The following is a 19,807-nucleotide window of genomic DNA, read 5'->3' on the forward strand; positions in this document are numbered from 1 at the left end:
AGTCCGCGAAAGCACGCCCACCCAACCCGAACTGCCGTCGGCGAGGGGCTGATCGACCTTGGTGATGGCCAGCGGTGCTTCATCACAGAACCTCAAGCATCCCGCATCAACAGGGTCGCTTTGTGCGCGGTGATGGCCTTGTGCAACCGATTCATGGTGTGGTGACACCGTTGAAGAATCGTGACCGCCGTGGTCAGGCTCGCTCAAGAGGCAGGCATTGGCCACCCCGGCGCCCAATGCAAACAGCCACACCGCCAGGATGATCCTGGTGGCATGGCGCAGTGAGCGGCGGTGAATGTGCATCTTGGTCAGACGAACTGTGGAAACAATTCAAGGCTAAACATGTGGGCTCAAGCCGTCTTGATGCAAATCAAGAAAGCTGGCCGGAAGACGGTCCCCGACCAATAAAGTGTGCGGCGGCGCAGCACGATGGTCGGTTCGCCACCGAACAGACTGGAAGGTTGGCACTGGCCACACCGGTGCAGTACTGGCTGGACGCGCGCCTCTACCGCGCGGGCTGGAATGCCGTGCGAGCAGGTGCCGGCAACATGGACCTGTTAGTGGCCCAGGGTACCAGCGCCGGATACGGCCTGAGCGTCTATCTGCTGTTCAAGCACGCGGAGCACGGCACGCCGCACCCGTACTTCGAAGCCGCAGCGGTGATCGTCACACTGGTTCTGCTGGGCAAATGGCTCAAGTCGCGCGCCAAGCGCCATACCACCGCCGTCATCGCGGCGCTCAACACCCTCAAGCCCAAGGTGGCACGCGCACGTATGCCTTATGGCAACGTGGATATTGCGATTTCGCAGGTAAAGATCGGGGGCATCGTGGTGGTGCGCCCGGGAGAGCGTATTCCGGTCGACGGTGTAGTCACCATCGGCTCCAGCCGGGTGGACGAATCGCTGATCACAGGCGAGAGTCTGCCGGTGGCCAAGCACGCGGGCGACAAGGTCACCGGCGGCGCCTTCAATGCCCGGGTACTGCTGCGGGTGGAAACCACTGCGGTGGGCGCGGAGTCCATGCTCTCGCGCATCGTTCGTATGGTCGAGTCGGCGCAGGCCGAGAAAGCCCCGCTACAGCGTAGCGTTGACCGCGTGAGTGCCGTCCTTGTTCCGGTGGTGCTGTTGATCGCGTGTCCGCGTGCCGTGGGCCGTGGACCTTGCGACGTCCACAGGCAGCATGGCCGGCACCGGGGTGGCCGTTCGCCAAGGCATCCTGATCAAGGATGCCGAAACTCTGGAGGTCGCGCACAGTGTCGACACCGTCGCGATCGACAAGGCGAGCACGTTCACCGAAGGCAAGTCGACGTTGGTCACGGCGCTGGCAGCGCCCGATCATGAAGATAGTCTACTGTCCTGGAGCGCCGCTATCCAGGCCGGCAGTGAGCACCCGCTGGCGCGCGCCATATGAACGCCGCCGAAGAAGCTAGTCTAGTGTTGCTCTCCTCTACCAAAGTAAGCGACGTTCCCTGGCGCGGCATGTCGGCCGAGGTGCAGGGTCGTGCATAGGCGCAGCATGCTGGGTAGATAACCAGAAAACGCACACCAGGGCCGTGACCTTACCGTGCCGACCAAGAGGTCATACGGCAAATTCCTTGGTTCGGACGGGCCAAGCCCGGAAGCACGAGCGGTGGCCGAAACGTTCATTCCAAAACCAACCGCTTGAAAAAACGTCTTTGACTGCGGAAATTTGTCTACCAACGTCCGCATCCACGGAAAAACATCTATTCAGACGCGGGCGTCGATGTATGCCGCAAAGTGCTCGCCTACTACGGACTCCACCCTGGCAAGTTGCTCATCGGTCAGGCCTTCCGCCAGTTTGCGCTTGCGTTTGGACAGCGTGCCGTTGCCCTGAACGATGACATCGATGAGGGTATTCAGCTGGGACTGGCGCATGTCCAGCCAGGCTTCCAAGTCCTTGACCGTGTTGTCGTGAGCGCGCAGGTAGATCACCTCGGACAGCAGATCCTCTTCAACGCACAGCTTGCAGCATTCCAGGATGAATTCGCACAGGTCGGTTGCGTCGAAGTAAGCGTACAGCCACCGCGGCTGTGGTGACTTGACCAGGATCGTTGCGCTATCGCCGTCCAGCATGTATTCCAGCAGATCCGTGCGTGGGCGTGAATAGCTCTTCAACAGCTTCGAGTAGCGCTCAAGCTGGCTCAGCATGCGGGCCGACAAAGGCAGCACGACTCCCCCGGGGGTGAAGCCAGCCTGGCGAAGCACGTGGTGGAGCAAGAACCGGTGCAGTCGCCCGTTGCCGTCAAAGAAGGGGTGCACAAACACCAGACCGAACGAGGCGCAAGTGGCCGCGACAACGGGATCGAGCTCGCCGGCGGACGCGGCTGTTGCCAGTGCGGCAACGTCATCCATCATGGGGTCGACCAGTGCGACGGGCGGTGGAATGAAGTCTGCGATGTTGCGCATACGCCCTGGACGGGACAACCAGTTCTGCTTGGGGCGGTACTGGTACTCCGCTGCGTGGTCGCTGACGATCTGGTTCTGCCAGGCACACAGTTGCTCTTCCGTGAGTGGGCCGGGTTCGCCGGCGGATTCCAGCAGCTTGCGAAACCGGCCCGCGCGATGGCTGTCGGGGATTTCGTTTTCGATGTTGTAGGTCGAGCGAGTCTCGGACAGGTAGAGGTAGTCCACCGCGCGGGCCAGCATCTCGGGTTCGATGCTGCTCATGGCGGTTTTCACCTTCTCAGCAAGTCCCTCCTCCAGCAAGGCTGTAAGCCGAGGCGTTCGACGAACGAGCGGGCTGTACGCGCGACCACCAAGCACGTTGTTGATGATGCCGAACTTGGCGTCCAGCACCTTGGGCCCGCAAACATGGTGCACCGGGTCGAGCAAGAAAATTCGCGGGTTGCCGGCGGGCATGTCGTAGTCCAACTTGTGCTCAGAGAGCCATTCCACGAGGTGGCCAGCCATTCGAGAGTAACGCGAGCTGGGCATGGCATGCAGCCATTCCTGTACGCCGTCACGAGCCTCTTGATGTTCAAAGAGCGCCCCCAGCACCGTCAGGTTCAAGTGCTCTCGCTTGAGCGCAAAGGTGAGTTGGCCCGTATATGCCTCGGGATCGCTCAGGCGCCTCAAAGGCAACTCGATGCGCTCACTGCCGTCTGGGGTGAAGGTATGCCTTTCCAGCGTCTGCTCGGTCGCCACAAAAATCCGCTGCAGAGGCGGCACGCGCAAACCGAAACGTCGGATTAACGACTCGTAACCCAAGTACAGGCGAGGAGTGGGATGCGGCATGGGTTTTGTGTGTTGGAGCGACCAGCAGGACGTTGCAATCGCCAGAACATCTTTGAAACTGGAAAAACATCTACATGTTATCAATCGTTCGGCAAAACGTCTACAGCCGCCGACCAACGTTCCACTGAGAGGCCGCACTTGTGGCGCTCAACAGACCGGCTGCGGTGTCGAGACCAGCACATGGATTGAGCAACTCATGCCATGCGAGAAAAAGGCGCCTCTCCTGCCGCCATAAACTCCACGTACTGCGCGAATGGCGCAGCGTCCTGTTACCCAACCATGGAGTCACAAAAGAATGGCCACTGCAAAGAAGGCAGCCCCCAAGGCAGCCGCGAAGAAGACCGTCACCAAACAGGTGAGCGTGCTCAAGCCGATCAAGGAAACTTTCAACAAGACCACGCTGGTCGCCCACCTGGTGCAAGCCTCCGGTGCCGAGCCCAAAACGGTCAAGGCCGTGCTCGGCTCACTGGAGGCGGCCATCCTCGCGTCTTTGTCCAAGAAGGGCGCGGGCGAGTTCACTTGGCCAGGCGTCTTCAAAGTCGCTGCCACCCACGTGCCTGCCAAGAAGGCCCGCAAGGGAATTGACCCATTCACCAAGGTCGAGCGCATGTTTGCCGCCAAGCCCGCATCGGTCAAGGTCAAGGCTCGCTTCTTCAAGAAGGTCAAGGACGCCGCTCTGTAATCGGCGCTGATCTCGTGCAAAGGGGGCTATCGTGCCCTCTTTCTCTTTTCGAGCAGTCTGCGGCCAGCCTCGCCGTGTCCCAAGCTTCGTTTGCGGGCCGTCGCGGACTCAGCCCTTTTCAATTTCCGCCTGGACCAGCTGTACATACATATCCACCAGAGCACTGGCCTGAAGTTGCAACTGCAGGCGTTCGTCGACGTTGTCGGGCTTGTGAAATCGGCCGTAGGCGACCGAGCCCTTCATGAAATGGCCCTCCGTGTCACCGCGGGCGCAGAAGCTGCGTCGAAGGCAGTCCAACGCGCTCTCCAGCGCAGCACGGTGGGCACCCTGTTTGAACTGCGCCGCGAACGCGCGAGCGCCCTCCTCCAAGTCGCTGCCGTACTGCAAAACGTGGATGAGATCCCCCACGTCCTTGTTCGCGCCGCGCTGGTCGAACGCGATGGCCTTGAGCACAACAAATGCCAGCTGGTTGGCGTAGTGAATGCGCTCCACGGCAACGCCCTTGCCGTCCAGCAGTTGCGCTTTCACCTCTTTCGTTTCATAGAGGGTTTGCGCAATCGACATGTGAGGGATGGCCATCGCCGAAATCGATTCCGCACCCAGCGAGCGAAGCCGCGCGGGTTCGTCGCCAGTCGCATCGCACAGAAACTCCACGCGCACCGGCACGCCCCGCTCTGTCTTGGCCTCCCACTGCCATGAGGACACACCGCCCTGCTCCCTTTTCATCTTCGAAAACCCACGTTCTTTGAGGCGGGTCGAGATGGGGGTGTAGTCCTCGCCGGCGGCGATCACGGCGAGGTCGATCACCAGATCAAGGTCAGAGGTGCCCGCGTGCGCTGGCACCTCGGGCGGGCTCTCCGGGGTGAGATACCTGGGCACCAGTCCACCGACCAACCGTACCGTGTCCTTCAGGCTGCCCATGCACCCGAGTACGGTGACCAGCGCCTGTTCACAAGCCTCGGTGACTTCAAGTGAATAGCCCGACGCGCTTTCTGGCTTGGAGTCAGACATCGCGTGCACCTCCAGCGAGAAGTTGCTTCTTCACTTGGCCTGCCAGTTCCCCGCTGCGCCCGCCTGCGTTTGCCAGTTCCAAGTATTGGACAACCGGGCTGGCAAACCATCCCGGTCGATCAGCCAGGTGGAGGCGATGCTGCAGAGCGAAATCTTCGCACTCGTGGAGAGTGACGTTAAAGCCTCTGTCGGCGCGCTTGAGTCCCAGATGCTCGGCAATAGCCGAGGTCGCCCCTAGCGGCACGATCAAGTCATAGCCGCTGACGGCGGTGAGAAGTTGCGCAATGCTGTTCGCAGCGTACTGTCCAGTGAAGGCCCAGTCATTGTGATGTCCTTCTCCCATACGTTTGGCCAGCGTCTCCCCAAGGGAGGCCGGGTTCTGGGTGAAGGCGAACCAGCGGGGCTTGCTGACCTTTCTGCTCTCCCAGTCCCTTGCCCATGTGTCCAGAAGGACCTCTGGATCCGTTAGCTGGCGGCGCACACTGCGCCCGTTTCCTTCGCTCTGGACCATGCTGCGCTTCTCCAACTCGCGCATGAGCACAGAGACCGTATTTGGGCTTGCACCTGACGCCTGCGCGAGGTCGGAGCCTGTGCGCCAGGCGTCCCAGTGCAGCAGCAGGGCGTGCAGCACTTTTTCGCGTTCAGGAGTGAAAAGAGAGCCTACGTCCCGCCAACTGGGCTTCAGGGGGGGGCGGTCGATGAGCAGTTGGCGCGCGCCCAACCGAATGGAGAGGCTGCCGCTGCCGTCGAAGTAGCCGATACCGGCGGACTCCAGCGATTTGCGGGCCCCTTCGCTGAGTGATTCCGCCCAGACCATGACCTGGTTGATGCGCGGATCAGCGCCAGCGAGGTCAGCGAGTTGCCTTCGCGCCACCTCGATATCCCGCGGAAAGGCGTGTCGTTTGAATTCAACCAGGACATGGTTCTGCTCGCCGTCGATGGTGATCGCCAGACCAAGGTCACCGCGGCGCCCGTCGCGCAGCCTGGGTTCGTGCTCGACCTCCATGCTCTGAATCGGGAATCGTTCACTGAGTGCTGTGCGGAAGTGATCGAGGAGCTTTTCGGTGACGTGGCGTTCCAGAAGCATGGCGCAACCTCCGTGGATGAAGTGCTGTACAGCGTATTGATTCGCCTGAGCAGATAATACGCTCTAAATGCCAAATACGCTGTACAGCGTATGAAACCGTCGCATGCCAAGAAGAGGACGCTGTGAGCAGGCGTTCAAGCATCGCCATGCTCCCAGCCTCATGCGCGCAGCCGCTCACCACCTCCCGACAACGATCAACGCTCGTCCAACGGCACGCCCGAGCTCCACAACGCGGTTTGCAACACCTGCAGCAGCCGATTGGTCCCCGGCTTGACGAGTCGCCGGGAGCTGCGCTTGCTGAGCCGGACGATGCCGGAAGTGAACAGCGCGAGACAGGCGTGCTGGGGATGCTGCGTAGAAGCGTACACCACGCCATCCAGCGCCATGGCTCGGCATTCAGCGGCCAGTTCCTGTGTTTGAGATACACGAAACGACTGCAGCACAGGGTAGGGCTCGGCCAGGCCGCGCACGTCGGCCAAACGCAGAGGCCCTGATGTGACGAACTCGACCAGGCATCTGCGGCGCAGTTCCGAGAGGGTTCTGCTCACCGTTTCGCGCCTGAGCAGCGATTCGTACAGTGCCGTCTGCGGACTATCCGCCAGATAGGCCACCGGCTCACTGGACAGACAAAAGCGCCCCTGCATCAAGCCAACCGGCGGCAGCGACAAGCCATTCATTCGAACGCTGTGGGCGCGGGGCCGAATCAACTGGACGCGATGAAAAACGCGGGGTGCAGGCAGTTCTATAACGGGTGGTTGGAGATCTTTGAATTTCATGGGCAGTCAGGCTCAATGCCCTTCTGCTGTTGCCAGGTCAACGATGCGCCGGCCAGGCACGCCCTGCTCCAGGGCGATGCGTGGCGCCAGTCCGTCAAGTGCCTCGTGCGGCGTTTCCAAAAACGACAGCATTTGCCAACCATCTGTGGTGCCCAAGGCTTCAGACAGCGCCTGAATCACCGGGAAGACGTAGGGCTCAAACTGCCACTTCGGGATCTTGAAGCCTCGACGCAAATGCGTCACGCCAATGCAGCGGCCACTCTTAATCCAAGCGTTGATCGTCACACGGGTCGTCCCGCTCAGCTCAGCCGCTTCTTCAGTTGTGATCATGTCCGAGGCATTGATGCGTTGGCGCCGGTACTCGGCACCACGGCGCAGCAACGCAGTCGTCTGCGCCTCACTGGCGTAGGGGTCGACCGTGCTGGAGCGACGTGGGTTGACAGAGTCAAGGGCAACAGAAAAAGGAGAAGTCAATGTGTTCATGGCGATCGAGTCATGAGCACCCGTTCAGGGCGCGTTGCGCATGTCGGGCTTGCTGTTGCCGAAGAACCGATGCGGCTTGGTCTGGCCTTGCTGCGAGGCCAAATAGCGCGGGCGATCGAGCTCAGTTGATCGCGCCATTGCAGGTGCGCTGACCCTGGTTGGCAGGATCGCGCGCCACATGCCTTGGAGCCACGCACTGCAGGTGCGCTGCGCGAACTCGGTCCTGGCGTGCACCGCCAGGAAGGCCTTCATCATGGCTTTAGAGATTCTGGAGGGCTCAAACGGCGCGACGGTGCCATTGCGGCAAATGATCTTGTAGCTGGCGTAAACCCCTGACATTTGAGGGAGGCCAGAGTCCGTGGTTTCGTCCCAAGTCCAAGTCAACATGTGTGCTCTCCGGTTCACGAGCTGCTTCATTGCAGCACAATGGTACATTTTCGATCACTCCGATTTATCCGTCAAGTTCGTAAAGCTGGTGAAGCTTTGCTTTGTGGGACTGAACTGGGGTTCCGTTCGAGAACAACTCAGGGACGCTCACGCTTTCAACGTCAGTTGTCGCCCGCGGACGGCCCTGGTCTGGAATAAATAGGCATTTAAGAACCACAGCGGCACAACCGTTATGAGCAAAACGCAGCTGGCTAACTTTGAAAATGGTCGCATTCAATCTTTTGCGGATACCACGCTCAGGATTGACGTGAAGTACTGGCAACCCCTGAGGCGTACCAATCGAGGAAGCGACGCTGAACACGCTCATGGGTGTTCGCGTCGTTCGCGCGAGGTTCGAAAGGTGCGTAAATATGAACGTACAGTGTGTGTTGACGGGCGTACGACTCACCCCCACGAAGATGGTTACGCCGGACATCGCGCCACTCCAGCGCCTGTGGACTTGCAATGAGAGTGCGCACCCATGCCGGATCGACAACCCGACCCACCCAAGAATAGAGGGTGGTCAGTTCGCCTGCGTCCATGCTGCGCAATTCGATGATGAGACGCTCGGTGGCGAGCATGTGGATACCGACGTCGATACGGTGCACGAGACCGACCTCGGGCGTGCATTTGGATATGCGTTTATGCGAGCATTCGGCGGTGAATTTTGGTTCAACGCAATGGGATGGTTTGGTCGCTACGGTTGTCATTTCGTGATCTCCTTTCATCCAAGCTCTCACGAAATCTCTCCGCGTCAAGTCCACAAGATCCTCTTTTTGCAGATCCTCTCGCTCAGATGTCGATGACCAAAATGAGATGGGCATCGACACACACTGCACTGCCGCAGGCCCCCTGCCGCCGAGGACCTCAGCCCAGCGGAAGGACCAGGCTCACTGGCTGGTTCTCATCGCTCCAGCGCCGGTCGTAGGCGGTGGTTGTCGTGATGCAGGCGTGCCCCAGGAAGTGCCGCACTTCGTTGAGATCGGCGCGCTCACGCAAAGCGAGCGTGGCGGCCGTGACCCGCAGCGCATGCGCAGAAAACCGCTCCCCCACCACTCCGATCTGCGCCAAGTAGGGCTGCACAATGCGCTGGGCCACAGCGCCCGCAGTGAGTCCAGAAGACTTGAGTGGTGTGTCGGGCTGCCCCTGACGCCGCGACTGATTAGAAGCGTTGGTCTGTAGATTTTGAGGACTCTTCGGCCTGCGCTCGAACGACGCGGTGTACGGCGCGATGTCCAGGGGCGCGCTGGTGCGTCGCCCGGTGCTGCCGCTGTCATTCAATAGCCCACCGTCTTCCTCGATAGGACGACCTTGAGGATTGACATCGCACCCGGCACCGGAGTGACGGCGGACAGCCTTCATCCGAACGAACAGGCGCTCATCGCTTTGAGGCTGTGCGCCCCTCATCGCCAGGTAGCGCTGCACCCTCTCGCGCATGAGGGGTGCAGCGGCAATGAACCGCGTCTTGCCACCCTTACCCAACACTCGCAGGTGCGACACACCCGCGCGCTGACAATCAAAATCCCGCACCCTGAGGGCCACCACCTCGGCGCGGCGCAAACCTCCCAGCAGCATGACGGCCAGGATCGCGCGGTCTCGCACGCCCTTGAGCGTGTTCGCATCGGGCGCCTCCAGCAGAGCCTGGGCTTGCTCAAGGGACAGCGCCGGGGTCTTGCCCTCGTGACTCTCCAAGCGAGGCCTGCGCACGCCGCGTGCCGGGTTCGTGGGGATGAGCTGCTCATCGACCAGACGCTCCAGCAGCGAGGACAGGGCCGCGAGCTTGCGGCGTTGGGTGCTCGGCGACAGGCCCTGGGCCTGCAGGTGGTGGCGCCAGGCCAGCACATGGGAGCGCGCAACGCGCAGCAACTCGCACTGGGTTTGCAATCCTGAGAACGCGGCAAAGTCTCGCACGTCGGCGGCGTAGGCGCGCCTGGTGCAGGCGCTGGAGAAGTTGGCCAGCCACTGGTTCTCGATGGCCATGAGGCCCAGTTGTGTGAAGCGGCTGGCTGCGCTGTCGCGTTCGGTGTCGAGCACGGGGACGCAGGGGAGACTGTGGACGTGGGAGGGAGTCCGTGAGGGGCTGGGGTCGGAGAGTTGTTCGCGAAGGTACATCGATGGTGGGTGTCTCCCCTTCCCTGCACGGTGCAGAGAACTGTGGGGGTCCCTGTATCGATAACATGTGTTTTCGATACGTCAAGGGCACAAGCCTCTGCGGCTCTGCAATTTTCTGTAGGGCCGGTGTTCAGCGAACACTGTCAGCGATGATCGCTTAGCGGTCAAGCGGTTCCTGCCACTAAGCGGTCGTCCGTGCGCACCCTCTTCTGTACAACGAGTGGCAGGTTTTGGAGGTGTAGCTGACCCTGCTACTCTGCCTGGGGTTGTGCCACTAGTTCGCCCGCTGCGCTGCATCTGATCGCAGGGCGCCGGGTTTCTTTCAAATTTGAACGGAACTCATATGACTGCTGTACTCGCACTGAGCCTCACTCTTCAGATTGATCGACTGGACAGGGGCCTGTATCAGGCCGAGATTGGAGGGGGAACCATCCGGAAGGGCGAGCTCAGCGTATACGACTCGATTGCGGACGCGATTAGAGGGGAGGCTGAGGACCTGCCCGACGGCATATGTTTTTTCGTCGAGGTACGCTACGGAGGTTTGTCGAGTGGCAGCGTACCTGTCGGAATGCTGTCACAAAGGGCGGAGGAAATCGCCAGTCATCTTGTGCGCCTGGTTGCCGACTTCCATCTCCTCGAAGGATCGTGATCGGGAGCTGCTTGCAACGTGCTCAGCTGCCGACCGACTTCTTGATCGCCGCCGAAATGGAGGATTGTTGAAAGGCGGGAGGATTCTCCGCTTTCGACTTAGCCTTGCGCGGCCTGTTTCCGGCCGGTCCAGGGCTGAAAGTGGATTTCATCCCCCTCCTGACCGGAGCCACATCCGGAAACTGCTCCTCCATCATATCGGTGGCATTCGTGAGCACCGTCGCGCAGATCTCCAGTGCCTGGGCGATGTACGTGCGATCCGTGTCGTTCTCGAGGCCGGTGCCGCGGCCATTCGGCTCGATCCGGTAGAAGGACAGCGGCAGGATGTGGATGTGTTGCGACCAAAGGTCGTAGAGAGCGTCGAACTGGCCCTTCTCGAATTCGACCTTGGCAAGCATTTCGTCGCGCGTGTCGATTGTGAGGAACCGGCCGTTCATGCAGTTCTTCTGCACCGCTGCGGGCAGGGACTTGAAATGCTCGTTGCCAGAGAGCCTCCCCTGCAACTCCGCGCGCTGCCTCTCAAAGTCCTCTAGATCGTCGGTGATTCCGAGGTTCTTGTGCAGCTCCATACGGCGTGTGCAGTCGTTGAGGTGCATAACATTGATGCGCGCCTTCAACTCAGCCTCAGAGCTCGTAGGTCCCATCAGATAGTTGAATAGCAGGTACCCGTCGAATAGTGATCTTGCGTGACCAGCCACCGCGCCGAATCGCCAGTCTTCAAAGTCCGAGCGCACCCAGCGAGTGAGCGGAGCTGCCCGGATCATGGACGTTGCCGCTCCGCACATCTGCGTGAAGACGTATGAGGCGTAGCCGACGTTCGCCGCTTGAAAGCGGCCCGCCGAGGCTTGGCTGACAGCGATCGCCTCGCAAAGAGCAGCGTCGAACCTATTGAGCGCCGCCTTGTATCCGGCGCGATCGATACCGGCAGCAGCTTCTCTCATCGCCAATCCTGATCACGCGAATTGGAGCCGCGAAATCGCCGAATGACACCCCGGGCTTGATGGACCGAGCTGATGGTCAAAGTCTGCTGTGCCCTCTGACGAACTATGCTGAATGTCCCGAAAGCCGCTTTCGCCCTGAACATCGTGATGACTTCCGTGTTTCCGAAGACTTGTCTGCGAATATCCGCTAGGCAGCGTTCATAGCGCGCCCCTGCAATGATCTCGCGCAGTTCAATGTCGGGGGGAAAGTCGACGCAGTTAAAACCAGTAGCTTCCTCCTTGTGCTCCAGCTTTTCGATATAAAGCCATTCACGCTCGTACCCCTTTCCTTGAACTTTGTCGTCACGAACTGCTTGGACCTCGTCGTCCAAGGCCACTTCAAGTGGCGACATTCTGAGTAGTAGCTCAACATGCTCGGGTTGATAGTTCATTGGCAGAACTCGATCGACGAGAACCTTGATACCAAGGCAAACCCCAATGTGGTTTTGAGCAGCGTTACAGCCATCGACAGTGCTGACGACGCAGTCGAATGGCACGCTCATTCCACCGATGGCCGAATCAGCCACGTACCTCTGGGCTGGCCCCGAGAGACCTCCCAAGCTCTAGACCGATTTGGATCAACCTGTAGGACGAGCTTGGGTAGCTGCTCAAAAAAATCGAGGAGTATGTCCCCAGCATTTGGCTCTGAGAACAATCCATCCTCATGGAAAAACACTTCCACATCATCGAATTTCAGCGATATATGACAGTCAGGATGATGCTTCGTCCGCAGCACACTCAACAGCTTTTCTTTTGCCCATTTATATAGATCAGCACCTAGTGCCTCGAGGAACCCTGAACTTACGGCCGCAGCAGCCCAAACAGCCCCCACCGTGAGAGCCACGTCAAAGCTCTCTGGGCCGTTGACGCTGCTGTGCCAGGTGAGTCCAACGACGGTCTTTCGCTCCGTCACGAAGTCAGGCAAAAGCGCATCGATGTCTGCACCTCGGAAGCCCGCTGAATTGAGTTGGATTTCTACTGAACTGTGGATGTAAGACATAGGGCGATCCTTAGTGTCGAGTTCAGTTGCCGGTGAACGCATATTTCTTCCCGTCGTCACACCGCCTCAGATTGTGATGGCAAAGTCCCATGGGAACCCATCAAAGTCAGCGCCGCTGTGAACAGCGGCCCAGTTGACTCTCACGTCCTGCGGTAGCGAAACAAGCGCACTGATCTCCCTATCCCACTCAAATTCTGCGGCAAGAAGGCTACCAGGAATGTTAGGACTTAGGGCGCCAAAAGATACACCGTGCCAGACCCCAGCCGGGCCCTCTTGACCTGTCACACGTAGTTCTCTGTGACGAAGGGACTCTTCAAAACTAAGCTTAAGATGATCGGCTACCAACAGTTCTTTAAGCGTAATTTTGCCGAGCGGCGGACAATCGAATTGCCAAGCTGGAAACTCAAAAATCGTGTTCGGATCGGTAAGCGCGACTGCGATGCTGCTGAGTGAGCCCTCATCGTCAAAGGTCAGGGCAACCAAAGCATCACTGAATCTGTATCCCCACCAGTCTCGATAGCGCCGTGTAGGGGGCCCGAGCTTTTGCTCAATCAACTGGACCGGAGCCCCAAGTTCGATCCCACTGAATATGTTCTCCGGTGCTCGCCCTAGTTCTAGCCGAACGGAGGGGCGCGAGAACTTGGTGCGTAAGCTTTTTAGTCCACGAGTGCCTATTGCGAGCCAGAGTAAAGCCGCCCCACCCAGAAATCCACCAATTGCATTCACAAGCACGTCTTCTATTGGGATATGGGTCACCATCAATGCCATCATCGAGTCACTGTCAATAGGCCCGAACACGCTGAGTATCAAGACAAACGTCGATAGCAAGAGCGCAGTTGCATAGGCAACCTGGACAGTTCTAGTCTTAAGCCAGTCTTTCATTCACGTCATTAGAAAAGAATCGGGTCTGCATCTACGCTCTCGCAAGGCATAGCTTGCCCCCGATACATGCAAGGAAAGAAGCTACTGACGCAGATAGCGCTGCACCCACTCCTTCTCCAAACAACTGAGCCTCTTTCTAGTCAGCCCTCGTGTCCATGGAGCTCGCTTAAATTCCGAGTGTCTCAAAAAGTCCGCCAAGTGGAGCGCCCTCAGTATTGATAGTGGACCGTCTAAGCGCAGCACCTCTCGAAGTAGCCGCGTCCGATTCTGATCTCCCGTATGACTTTTGGATTCGGCCGCTAAAAGCATATCGTGGGGTGAAAGATCCTCAAGCCGCACGGCCTCCGCCCATAGCAGGTCGATCAAGATCAAACAACGACGTCGGATTCCATCATGACACGATAGCCAAACTTGCACTTCTGATCGAATCTCGTCATGACGACGTTCATCTTTGGTAGGACCAAGGCTCCCATATGCCGACAAAAACCCGGCCTGAAATCGATGGTCGACCAAAGACCGGAGCGGCGCACTGTTCCGAAGCAATCCGGTGCCGAAAATTGGGTAGGCTTCTGACACCAGCATGCGCCCTTGGAGAATCCGAGTACACACGTCGCTAAGCAACTCGCATACGTTCCGTGCTGCCTCTCGGGCCCAAACAAGCGCGACCTCGTCTTGATGGTTGACAGACGCAGCCTCGAGTTGGCGAAGGGCCTCCAGTTGGGCCACTTGATAGTACGAACCAAAGGGCCTGCCGAGAAAGACGACTGTTCCCCAGTCTTTGTAGATCTCCGCCCACCTCTTTCGGTAGACCTCTACCCAATCAAGGCGTTGCTGACGTCTCTGGCCAACAAGTACAGCCGCTTGCGCCACTCCGACGAGAACGAGCAAACCCGTCGCCAGTGCAGTGAATGCATCTTCAGTCATGCGAACCGCGGTCCCAACATCTCATGCATCAACTAGGGCCTGTTAACACAACCGCAGACCATCAGCGACGAGCACGAAGCTGATGAAGCCCAGGAACATGAGGTCGAGTTTCTCGAACCGCGAGAAGATACGGCGATAGCCCTTGAGCCGACGGAACAAGCGCTCGACCTCGTTGCGACGCCTGTACATCTCGCGGTCGTATTCCCAAGGTTCGATCCGCGTCTTCATTGGTGGCACCACTGGAATGAAACCCAGATCCAGTGCCAACTGCCGTGTCTCATTGCCTTCGTAGGCACGGTCCATCAACAAGTGCACTGGTCTGCTGGTCGGCCCAAGACTGTTGAGCAGGCGCCGGCCTTCAGGCGCGTCGTGCGCCTGTCCAGGCGAGAGGCAGAACGTCACGGCCGTTCGAGCATCCGCGGCAACCATATGAATCTTGGTGTTCCATCCGCCTCGGGACTTTCCGATGGCTTGTGGGCCGTTTTTTTTAGTGCCCCCGTGCCGTCGGGATGGACCTTGATGCTTGTGGAGTCCAGAGAGACCGCTTCGATCTTGATTCGCACGACCTGTGCACGCTGCAACTCCTCGAACATGCGATCCAGGACGCCGGCTTTGGTCCAGCGGTTCATGCGCGTGTAAATCGTGTGCCAATTGCCAAAGCGCTTGGGCAGACCGCGCCACTTGCAGCCATGCTCGGCCACATAGAGGATCGCATTGACCACCTGCAGGTTACTCAGGCTGACGTTGCCACGCTGCTTGGGCAGGCAGTGCTCAATGGTGGCGAATTGTGCGGGTGTGATCTCCATGCCCGATATTGTCCGGCGCAAACGACACGATCGCTATTAGTGTTAACACGCCCTAGTTCACCAGCCCCATCTCCTGCAGTCTGATTGCCATGGCATGGTCTGACACGCTGAATAAGGTCGCGAGTGACTTGAAGCGATAGCCGTTGAACGCCTCAGCGCGCGCCACAGCGAGGGCGAATTCCATCGATCCAGGGGGAAGACTCTCAAGGTACTGATGGTTCGCGATAGACAGGTTGAAGCAGATCGCGCTCGTATTCACCAGGGGCTCGTTGACCGGGAAGCGCGCTCTGAATGCCTTGAGTAGCAGCTTTGGAGGAATGAGGAAACAAGCCGCGAAAAAGTCAGCTTGTTGCTCCTCGACCGGGCGTCCAGGTCCTCCATGTGCAGACAGCGTGCGATCCCGGAACATAAGTTGCGCCGGATGGAGCAGATAGTGGCCCACCTCATGTGCCCCAGTGAAACGCTGCGCCTCATAGCTCTGCCGCGATGACAGCATCACTCTTTTGTTGGCTCGATCCAAGAGCCCAGCGGTTGCAGTACCGCCGTAGGTACCCAAGTGACTGTCAGGCAGGTACTTCAGCCCGAGAACACGACAAGCCGCCTCGGGCTCACACATGAACAATCGATCTGGTGGCGTGTTGGGCCACAGCCGATCGGCATGCTTTTCTATCTCAGAAAGAAGCCTCCGTGCTTCAAGCTCTATTTGACTTGGCGTCCACATGGCTACCTCACTATGAATGCAGAATCACTATATCTAGTGTTACGCCACCCTGTCAACCACTACAGGTAGTGTGCTCCCCAGTCAGCCACAGCCTTCGAATCTCATTAACACCGATAAAAAGCTACCCCTAAGGGTGGCGTTTCCTGTCCCCTCGGCCTCTGCGGGCTCCGTTGAGTGTCAGATCAGTGGAACGGCTCTTCTTCGGTCGAGCCGGGTCAGGGCCTCCACGCTGGAGGAGCCGCCCTGGATCGATGTGGTCACGTCGTCGAAGCAGCCGGCGCCGACTTTTTGCTGGTGCTAAATGAAGGTGTAGCCTTTTCGCGTGCGGCGTACTCGGACTCAAGCACCACGTTGACGTAGTGCTTCATGCCTTCGCCGCGGCGTACCCTCGACGGCCCGAATGTGCAACCCTATGCCCGCTGACGGACATTGACGGAGCGACTTCCTGGGCGGCTCCTGAACGGCTGCGATGCTGCCGCCAAGGTCGTTCATTTCGGTGCCGTGAACGACTGCAACCGCCAGCACAGCTGTTATCCACCTAGTGGGGCTGAGTAGCGGCAACCAGACTGAAGATGCCGTCGATGCGCCAACACAGCGTTTGCTGGCGTCAGGCTTGTGCGATGACAACATCCGACATTGGCAGGGCAACGCATGGCAGGCAATAGTCTTCCAACTTTTCCTCGGCACTCAGGCCGGGCCAAGGAATGTCGTAGCGCACTTGCCCCTGTAGCAAGCGAACAATGCACGTGCGACAAGTCCCGTTGCGACAGGACACCGGCCATGCGATTCCTCCGCGCGTCATCGCAGCGAACAAGCTGGTCTCGCTGTCGGCCTCCACGTGAGACGCTTGGCCGTCAACCCGAATACGAAAGGTTTTCATGTGCGTTGGAAATGAGACGGTGTGGGTCTGGACCGTTTCGCATCACTCTGGAATGTTGGAAGTGTGACGCGGGCAGCCCAAGCGACCGCTGCGAGCGTCACCGGACATTCGATCCACTGCGGACCCTAGGACCGTCACGCCGTTAAGTTCTGCGCTTGCTATACACACATGCAGGCACCGCAAACTGTCGTTCTTCGGGCTATATGACAGGACTCAATACTTAGTGAGCTGGGTGAATCCAGCAACCGGGGCTCTCGCTGCCGAAGAAGTCTACAGCGACATGCGCTCCCAATTCGTCGTGGATCATCTGAAAGACCCGATTGCAGTAAGCCTGATCCCCTCGGAATACTGATACCGCCACACGATTGATCCCCGTGTCTTTCATGCGCTTCAGCAGGTGAATGTCCTGCTCGGCGAAGCCCCAGCCATAGATCACCAGTGTGTCCCGCTGTGATTTCAGAACCTCTCTGTAGACAGTGGAGAGGTAGTAGCTGTTCTGGATGGAAGCAACTTTCTGCGTCCACGTTCCCTCGCTCACGAACAAGGGGACGACCTCTCCGTTTTGCCAGCGTTGAAGGACCGCTTCCAGCAACCCGTCTTGAAGGTTATGGATCTTGCGCTCCTGCTCGACCAAGTTTCGGCATAAAACAAGGCTGCCATGCGCATAGAACACCAGCGAGGTTGAAAGATCTCCTCGGATCGGCTGCCTGAATCGCTGCCAGTTATCGTCGAAGGCGCCACCTCCCACAAAGCAGTCTTTGAACGCATGCTGATCGTCAATGTCCAACCCGTAGGTCATCGCCCAGTACAGCACCAGGTCGTAGTTGAGCGAGATGACAGTTTTGAACCGCTTCAAGAACTGATAGATGCTCGGCAGGTGGATGCTTACCGCACCGTGCTCCGGGTGAATGTCGCGGACTGTTTTGATGAGGCAGTCCCTCAGGCCAACGTAGGCGGCATGGGTTCGCTTGTCGGGTATTTGTAGCGAACGATTGACGTTTGATGCCTGCCAGACGATCCGAAGAACCAGCTCAAAATCGTTGGTCTGAAAGAACTCGAACAACCGCTGAGCATCCTCGGGAAGCAGGTTTTGTTCGGCGGCATGTTGCAGCAGCGATCCGTAAGAGAAGCTCGGACTGACGGAAATGCTGGCACCGTTGCCGAGCAGAACTGTGCAGTCGTAATTTTCCGCAATCGCTTCCCAAGGCCTGATCTCAAACGGCATGTTGTTGGTCCTTGCACATTCAAGTCGGGAAGGTTAAGGTCGCGAAATTCGCACGAGATGGTTCTTGAGCAGGAACCAACACATATTGAGCGCGAAAGAACGGCCAAGCCGCGTCATCTGATCTTCAGGGATTCCCACCGGGCGGTGAGCGCCAGGACTGAGAAAACCGAATACACCGGCAAGGCCCTTTTCCTCCTCTGTGGTGATCTCGCCGCTGCTACGCAGGAACGCTAGCACCTCGCCCCACTTGGATGGGTTGTAAGCAGCTGGTGTTTGCTGCTGCGAGGCAACTTGAGCGGCTATGTCGCCGGCCAAAGTTTCGAGAGCCACGCGGGCGTTGACGAGCGAAGCGTTGTAGTCAGGCGGAGTTGCACGGAAAGCGGCGGCCGAGTCGTTGATCTTGGCGATGATTTCCTGCAAGCGGGGCGCCCCCGAGTTCTGCAGGGCGTCGATCAGGTCGTCCTCCAAGGGCGCCGCATCGGCAATCGACGGATCAGTTTGAGTCAGCTTTTTGCCCAGGATGATGTAGCCGTCCAGCAGCAAGCACTGCGTCAGGTCATGCAAGCGCTCGTCAAACCGATATTTCGGATTGACTCTAGCCCGCAAATCGCCCGCGGTTGCCACGACCTCGGCCAGCGCCAGCATCAGCGTGCGGTCATCGAGATCGCGCAGCGTATTCAGTAGTCCGTATAACAGCTGTCCTTGGGACAGCGACAAGTGCTGTACGCCGTACTTGCCCAAGAGCACGATTGAGTTCATGGGCTCCTGTAGTTCCAGGAATTGCGCGAACGAATAGCGGGTTCTTTGTCCGATCATGTTTCTTGTTTCTCGCAGACTCTAGAGGCGTGGCACCGTCTTGTCTTTGCATTTGCAGATGTCTCCGGAGCTTCCCGTACTCAGGCGCATATTGGGCTTCCCCCAGTTTCCCGGACACATCCAATGACATGATGTGTTCAGGAGATAGGCATGACAAGAACCCGAAGGAGCTTCACGGACGAGTTCAAACGTGAGGCAGTGAAGCTGTGCAAGCAGCCAGGAGCAACCTCCACGCACATTGCGCGGGACCTGGGTATTCAGACCAGCGTGCTCAGACGGTGGGTCACGCAGGAGCGTGGCGGAGTGTTGGACCTCAGGCCGAACCGGCCGCTTCGCAGTGAGGCTGCAACGGAGGTGGAGCGGTTGCAACGCGAACTGCGCCGCGTGACTACGGAGCGCGACATCCTAAAAAAAGCGCTCGGCTACTTTGCCAAGGACCCGCAGTGAAGTACGGCTTCATTGCGCGGCATCGTAGTGTCTGGCCTACCCGCACCATGTGCCGGGTTCTGGCGGTCTCCCACAGCGGCTTCTACGAATGGATGGGCAGAGCGCCGAGCCAACGCAGCCAGGACGACGCCAGGCTCACCCGCCTCATCCGAGAGAGCTTCGAGCTCAGCGACCGAACCTACGGCAGTCCACGCGTCTGGCACGACCTTAGAGCGCTGGGCGAGAGTTGCGGGATGAATCGGGTCATCCGGCTGATGCACCTGGCCAAGCTGCAAGCCCGCCACAAGCGACGCAGGCTACCTGGCGATACAGGCAGCAGGCTTGAGAACCACATCGCGCCCAACCATCTGCAACGCGACTTCGAGGCCAGTGGCCCGAACCAGAAGTGGGTGGCCGACTTCACCTACATCTGGACGGCTGAGGGTTGGCTGTATGCGGCAGCGGTGATGGACCTGTACTCACGTCGCATCGTGGGGTGGTCGATGAGCGACACCATGCAGGCCAAGATGGTGAGCGACGCTTTGTTGATGGCCCTTTGGCGGCGCGGCAAACCCAGCTCACTGATGCATCACTCGGACCAGGGCAGTCAGGGCGGATTCAACTGGTCGTCGCAACACCTTCAACCAGGAGGTGTTTATGGGGCGACC

19 protein-coding genes and 2 pseudogenes are annotated in these 19,807 nt (G+C 58.9%); 3 read left to right on the forward strand and 18 right to left on the reverse strand.

The features are described from left to right. Positions 1-461: 461 nt before the first annotated feature. The gene (locus tag BSY239_RS22135) at positions 462-1,340 is read left to right on the forward strand and encodes a P-type ATPase (RefSeq protein ID WP_335583398.1); all 879 of its coding nucleotides are present in this window, start codon (positions 462-464) and stop codon (positions 1,338-1,340) included. Positions 1,341-1,727: 387 nt separating this feature from the next. Here the strand turns inward: BSY239_RS22135 and BSY239_RS14290 are convergent, their stop codons facing one another. After that, positions 1,728-3,254, reverse strand: a complete 1,527-nt coding sequence (locus tag BSY239_RS14290; RefSeq protein WP_056278516.1) for a Fic family protein — start codon at positions 3,252-3,254, stop codon at positions 1,728-1,730. A gap of 295 nt (positions 3,255-3,549) precedes the next feature. Between BSY239_RS14290 and BSY239_RS14295 the strand changes: the two genes are divergently transcribed. Further along, complete coding sequence (locus BSY239_RS14295) at positions 3,550-3,936, forward strand: HU family DNA-binding protein (protein WP_056278518.1); 387 nt, start codon at positions 3,550-3,552, stop codon at positions 3,934-3,936. A 108-nt stretch (positions 3,937-4,044) separates the two neighbouring features. On the opposite strand, the gene BSY239_RS14300 is transcribed toward BSY239_RS14295, so the two are convergent. From BSY239_RS14300 to BSY239_RS14375, 17 genes and pseudogenes are all read right to left on the reverse strand, one after another. Next, on the reverse strand, positions 4,045-4,947 hold the full coding sequence (locus BSY239_RS14300; protein WP_069047377.1) for a hypothetical protein: 903 nt from the start codon (positions 4,945-4,947) through the stop codon (positions 4,045-4,047). Next, entirely contained in the window at positions 4,940-6,034 is a 1,095-nt protein-coding gene (locus BSY239_RS14305) for a hypothetical protein (protein WP_069047378.1), read from the reverse strand. Before BSY239_RS14305 ends, BSY239_RS14300 begins: the two co-directional genes overlap by 8 nt. 194 nt (positions 6,035-6,228) lie before the next feature. Beyond that, complete coding sequence (locus BSY239_RS14310) at positions 6,229-6,810, reverse strand: RES family NAD+ phosphorylase (RefSeq protein ID WP_083239985.1); 582 nt, start codon at positions 6,808-6,810, stop codon at positions 6,229-6,231. A 12-nt stretch (positions 6,811-6,822) separates the two neighbouring features. Continuing rightward, entirely contained in the window at positions 6,823-7,293 is a 471-nt protein-coding gene (locus BSY239_RS14315) for a hypothetical protein (RefSeq protein WP_069047380.1), read from the reverse strand. A gap of 24 nt (positions 7,294-7,317) precedes the next feature. Continuing rightward, a complete protein-coding gene (locus BSY239_RS14320) occupies positions 7,318-7,680 on the reverse strand; it encodes a hypothetical protein (RefSeq protein ID WP_069047381.1) in 363 nt (120 codons plus the stop codon). Positions 7,681-7,976: 296 nt separating this feature from the next. Then, positions 7,977-8,429, reverse strand: coding sequence for a hypothetical protein (locus BSY239_RS22480; RefSeq protein ID WP_156775489.1), 453 nt, complete (start codon positions 8,427-8,429; stop codon positions 7,977-7,979). A 157-nt stretch (positions 8,430-8,586) separates the two neighbouring features. Beyond that, on the reverse strand, positions 8,587-9,753 hold the full coding sequence (locus BSY239_RS14330; protein WP_216637479.1) for a tyrosine-type recombinase/integrase: 1,167 nt from the start codon (positions 9,751-9,753) through the stop codon (positions 8,587-8,589). Between the two features lie 749 nt (positions 9,754-10,502). Further along, on the reverse strand, positions 10,503-11,420 hold the full coding sequence (locus BSY239_RS14340) for a hypothetical protein (RefSeq protein WP_069047385.1): 918 nt from the start codon (positions 11,418-11,420) through the stop codon (positions 10,503-10,505). Then, the gene (locus tag BSY239_RS14345; RefSeq protein WP_156775490.1) at positions 11,417-11,986 is read right to left on the reverse strand and encodes a hypothetical protein; all 570 of its coding nucleotides are present in this window, start codon (positions 11,984-11,986) and stop codon (positions 11,417-11,419) included. Before BSY239_RS14345 ends, BSY239_RS14340 begins: the two co-directional genes overlap by 4 nt. After that, a complete protein-coding gene (locus tag BSY239_RS22485; protein ID WP_156775491.1) occupies positions 11,959-12,459 on the reverse strand; it encodes a hypothetical protein in 501 nt (166 codons plus the stop codon). The genes BSY239_RS14345 and BSY239_RS22485 overlap by 28 nt, the downstream gene beginning before the upstream one ends. Positions 12,460-12,525: 66 nt before the next feature. Further along, complete coding sequence (locus tag BSY239_RS22145) at positions 12,526-13,341, reverse strand: hypothetical protein (RefSeq protein WP_216637480.1); 816 nt, start codon at positions 13,339-13,341, stop codon at positions 12,526-12,528. A gap of 966 nt (positions 13,342-14,307) precedes the next feature. Then, a protein-coding gene (locus BSY239_RS22490) for an IS5 family transposase (RefSeq protein ID WP_156775492.1) occupies positions 14,308-15,071 on the reverse strand; the annotation gives its coding sequence in 2 pieces (ribosomal slippage) (positions 14,308-14,756 and positions 14,756-15,071; 765 coding nt in all). Positions 15,072-15,123: 52 nt separating this feature from the next. Beyond that, positions 15,124-15,792 (reverse strand): ImmA/IrrE family metallo-endopeptidase, encoded by a 669-nt coding sequence (locus tag BSY239_RS14360; RefSeq protein WP_083239987.1) that lies wholly within the window; start codon positions 15,790-15,792, stop codon positions 15,124-15,126. Positions 15,793-15,974: 182 nt separating this feature from the next. Then, positions 15,975-16,172: pseudogene (locus tag BSY239_RS22150) on the reverse strand (isocitrate lyase); the annotation flags it as partial. A 227-nt stretch (positions 16,173-16,399) separates the two neighbouring features. Beyond that, positions 16,400-16,672, reverse strand: coding sequence for a 2Fe-2S iron-sulfur cluster-binding protein (locus BSY239_RS14365; RefSeq protein ID WP_069047389.1), 273 nt, complete (start codon positions 16,670-16,672; stop codon positions 16,400-16,402). 220 nt (positions 16,673-16,892) lie between these two features. Further along, the gene (locus BSY239_RS14370; protein ID WP_069047390.1) at positions 16,893-17,897 is read right to left on the reverse strand and encodes a DUF4917 family protein; all 1,005 of its coding nucleotides are present in this window, start codon (positions 17,895-17,897) and stop codon (positions 16,893-16,895) included. A gap of 33 nt (positions 17,898-17,930) precedes the next feature. Next, entirely contained in the window at positions 17,931-18,713 is a 783-nt protein-coding gene (locus BSY239_RS14375; RefSeq protein WP_216637481.1) for a hypothetical protein, read from the reverse strand. 150 nt (positions 18,714-18,863) lie between these two features. Here BSY239_RS14375 and BSY239_RS23070 point away from each other — a divergent pair. Further along, positions 18,864-19,750, forward strand: a pseudogene (locus tag BSY239_RS23070) (IS3 family transposase); the annotation flags it as partial. Positions 19,751-19,807 lie beyond the last annotated feature (57 nt).

This window comes from Hydrogenophaga sp. RAC07, from assembly GCF_001713375.1.
Lineage (GTDB): Bacteria > Pseudomonadota > Gammaproteobacteria > Burkholderiales > Burkholderiaceae_C > Hydrogenophaga.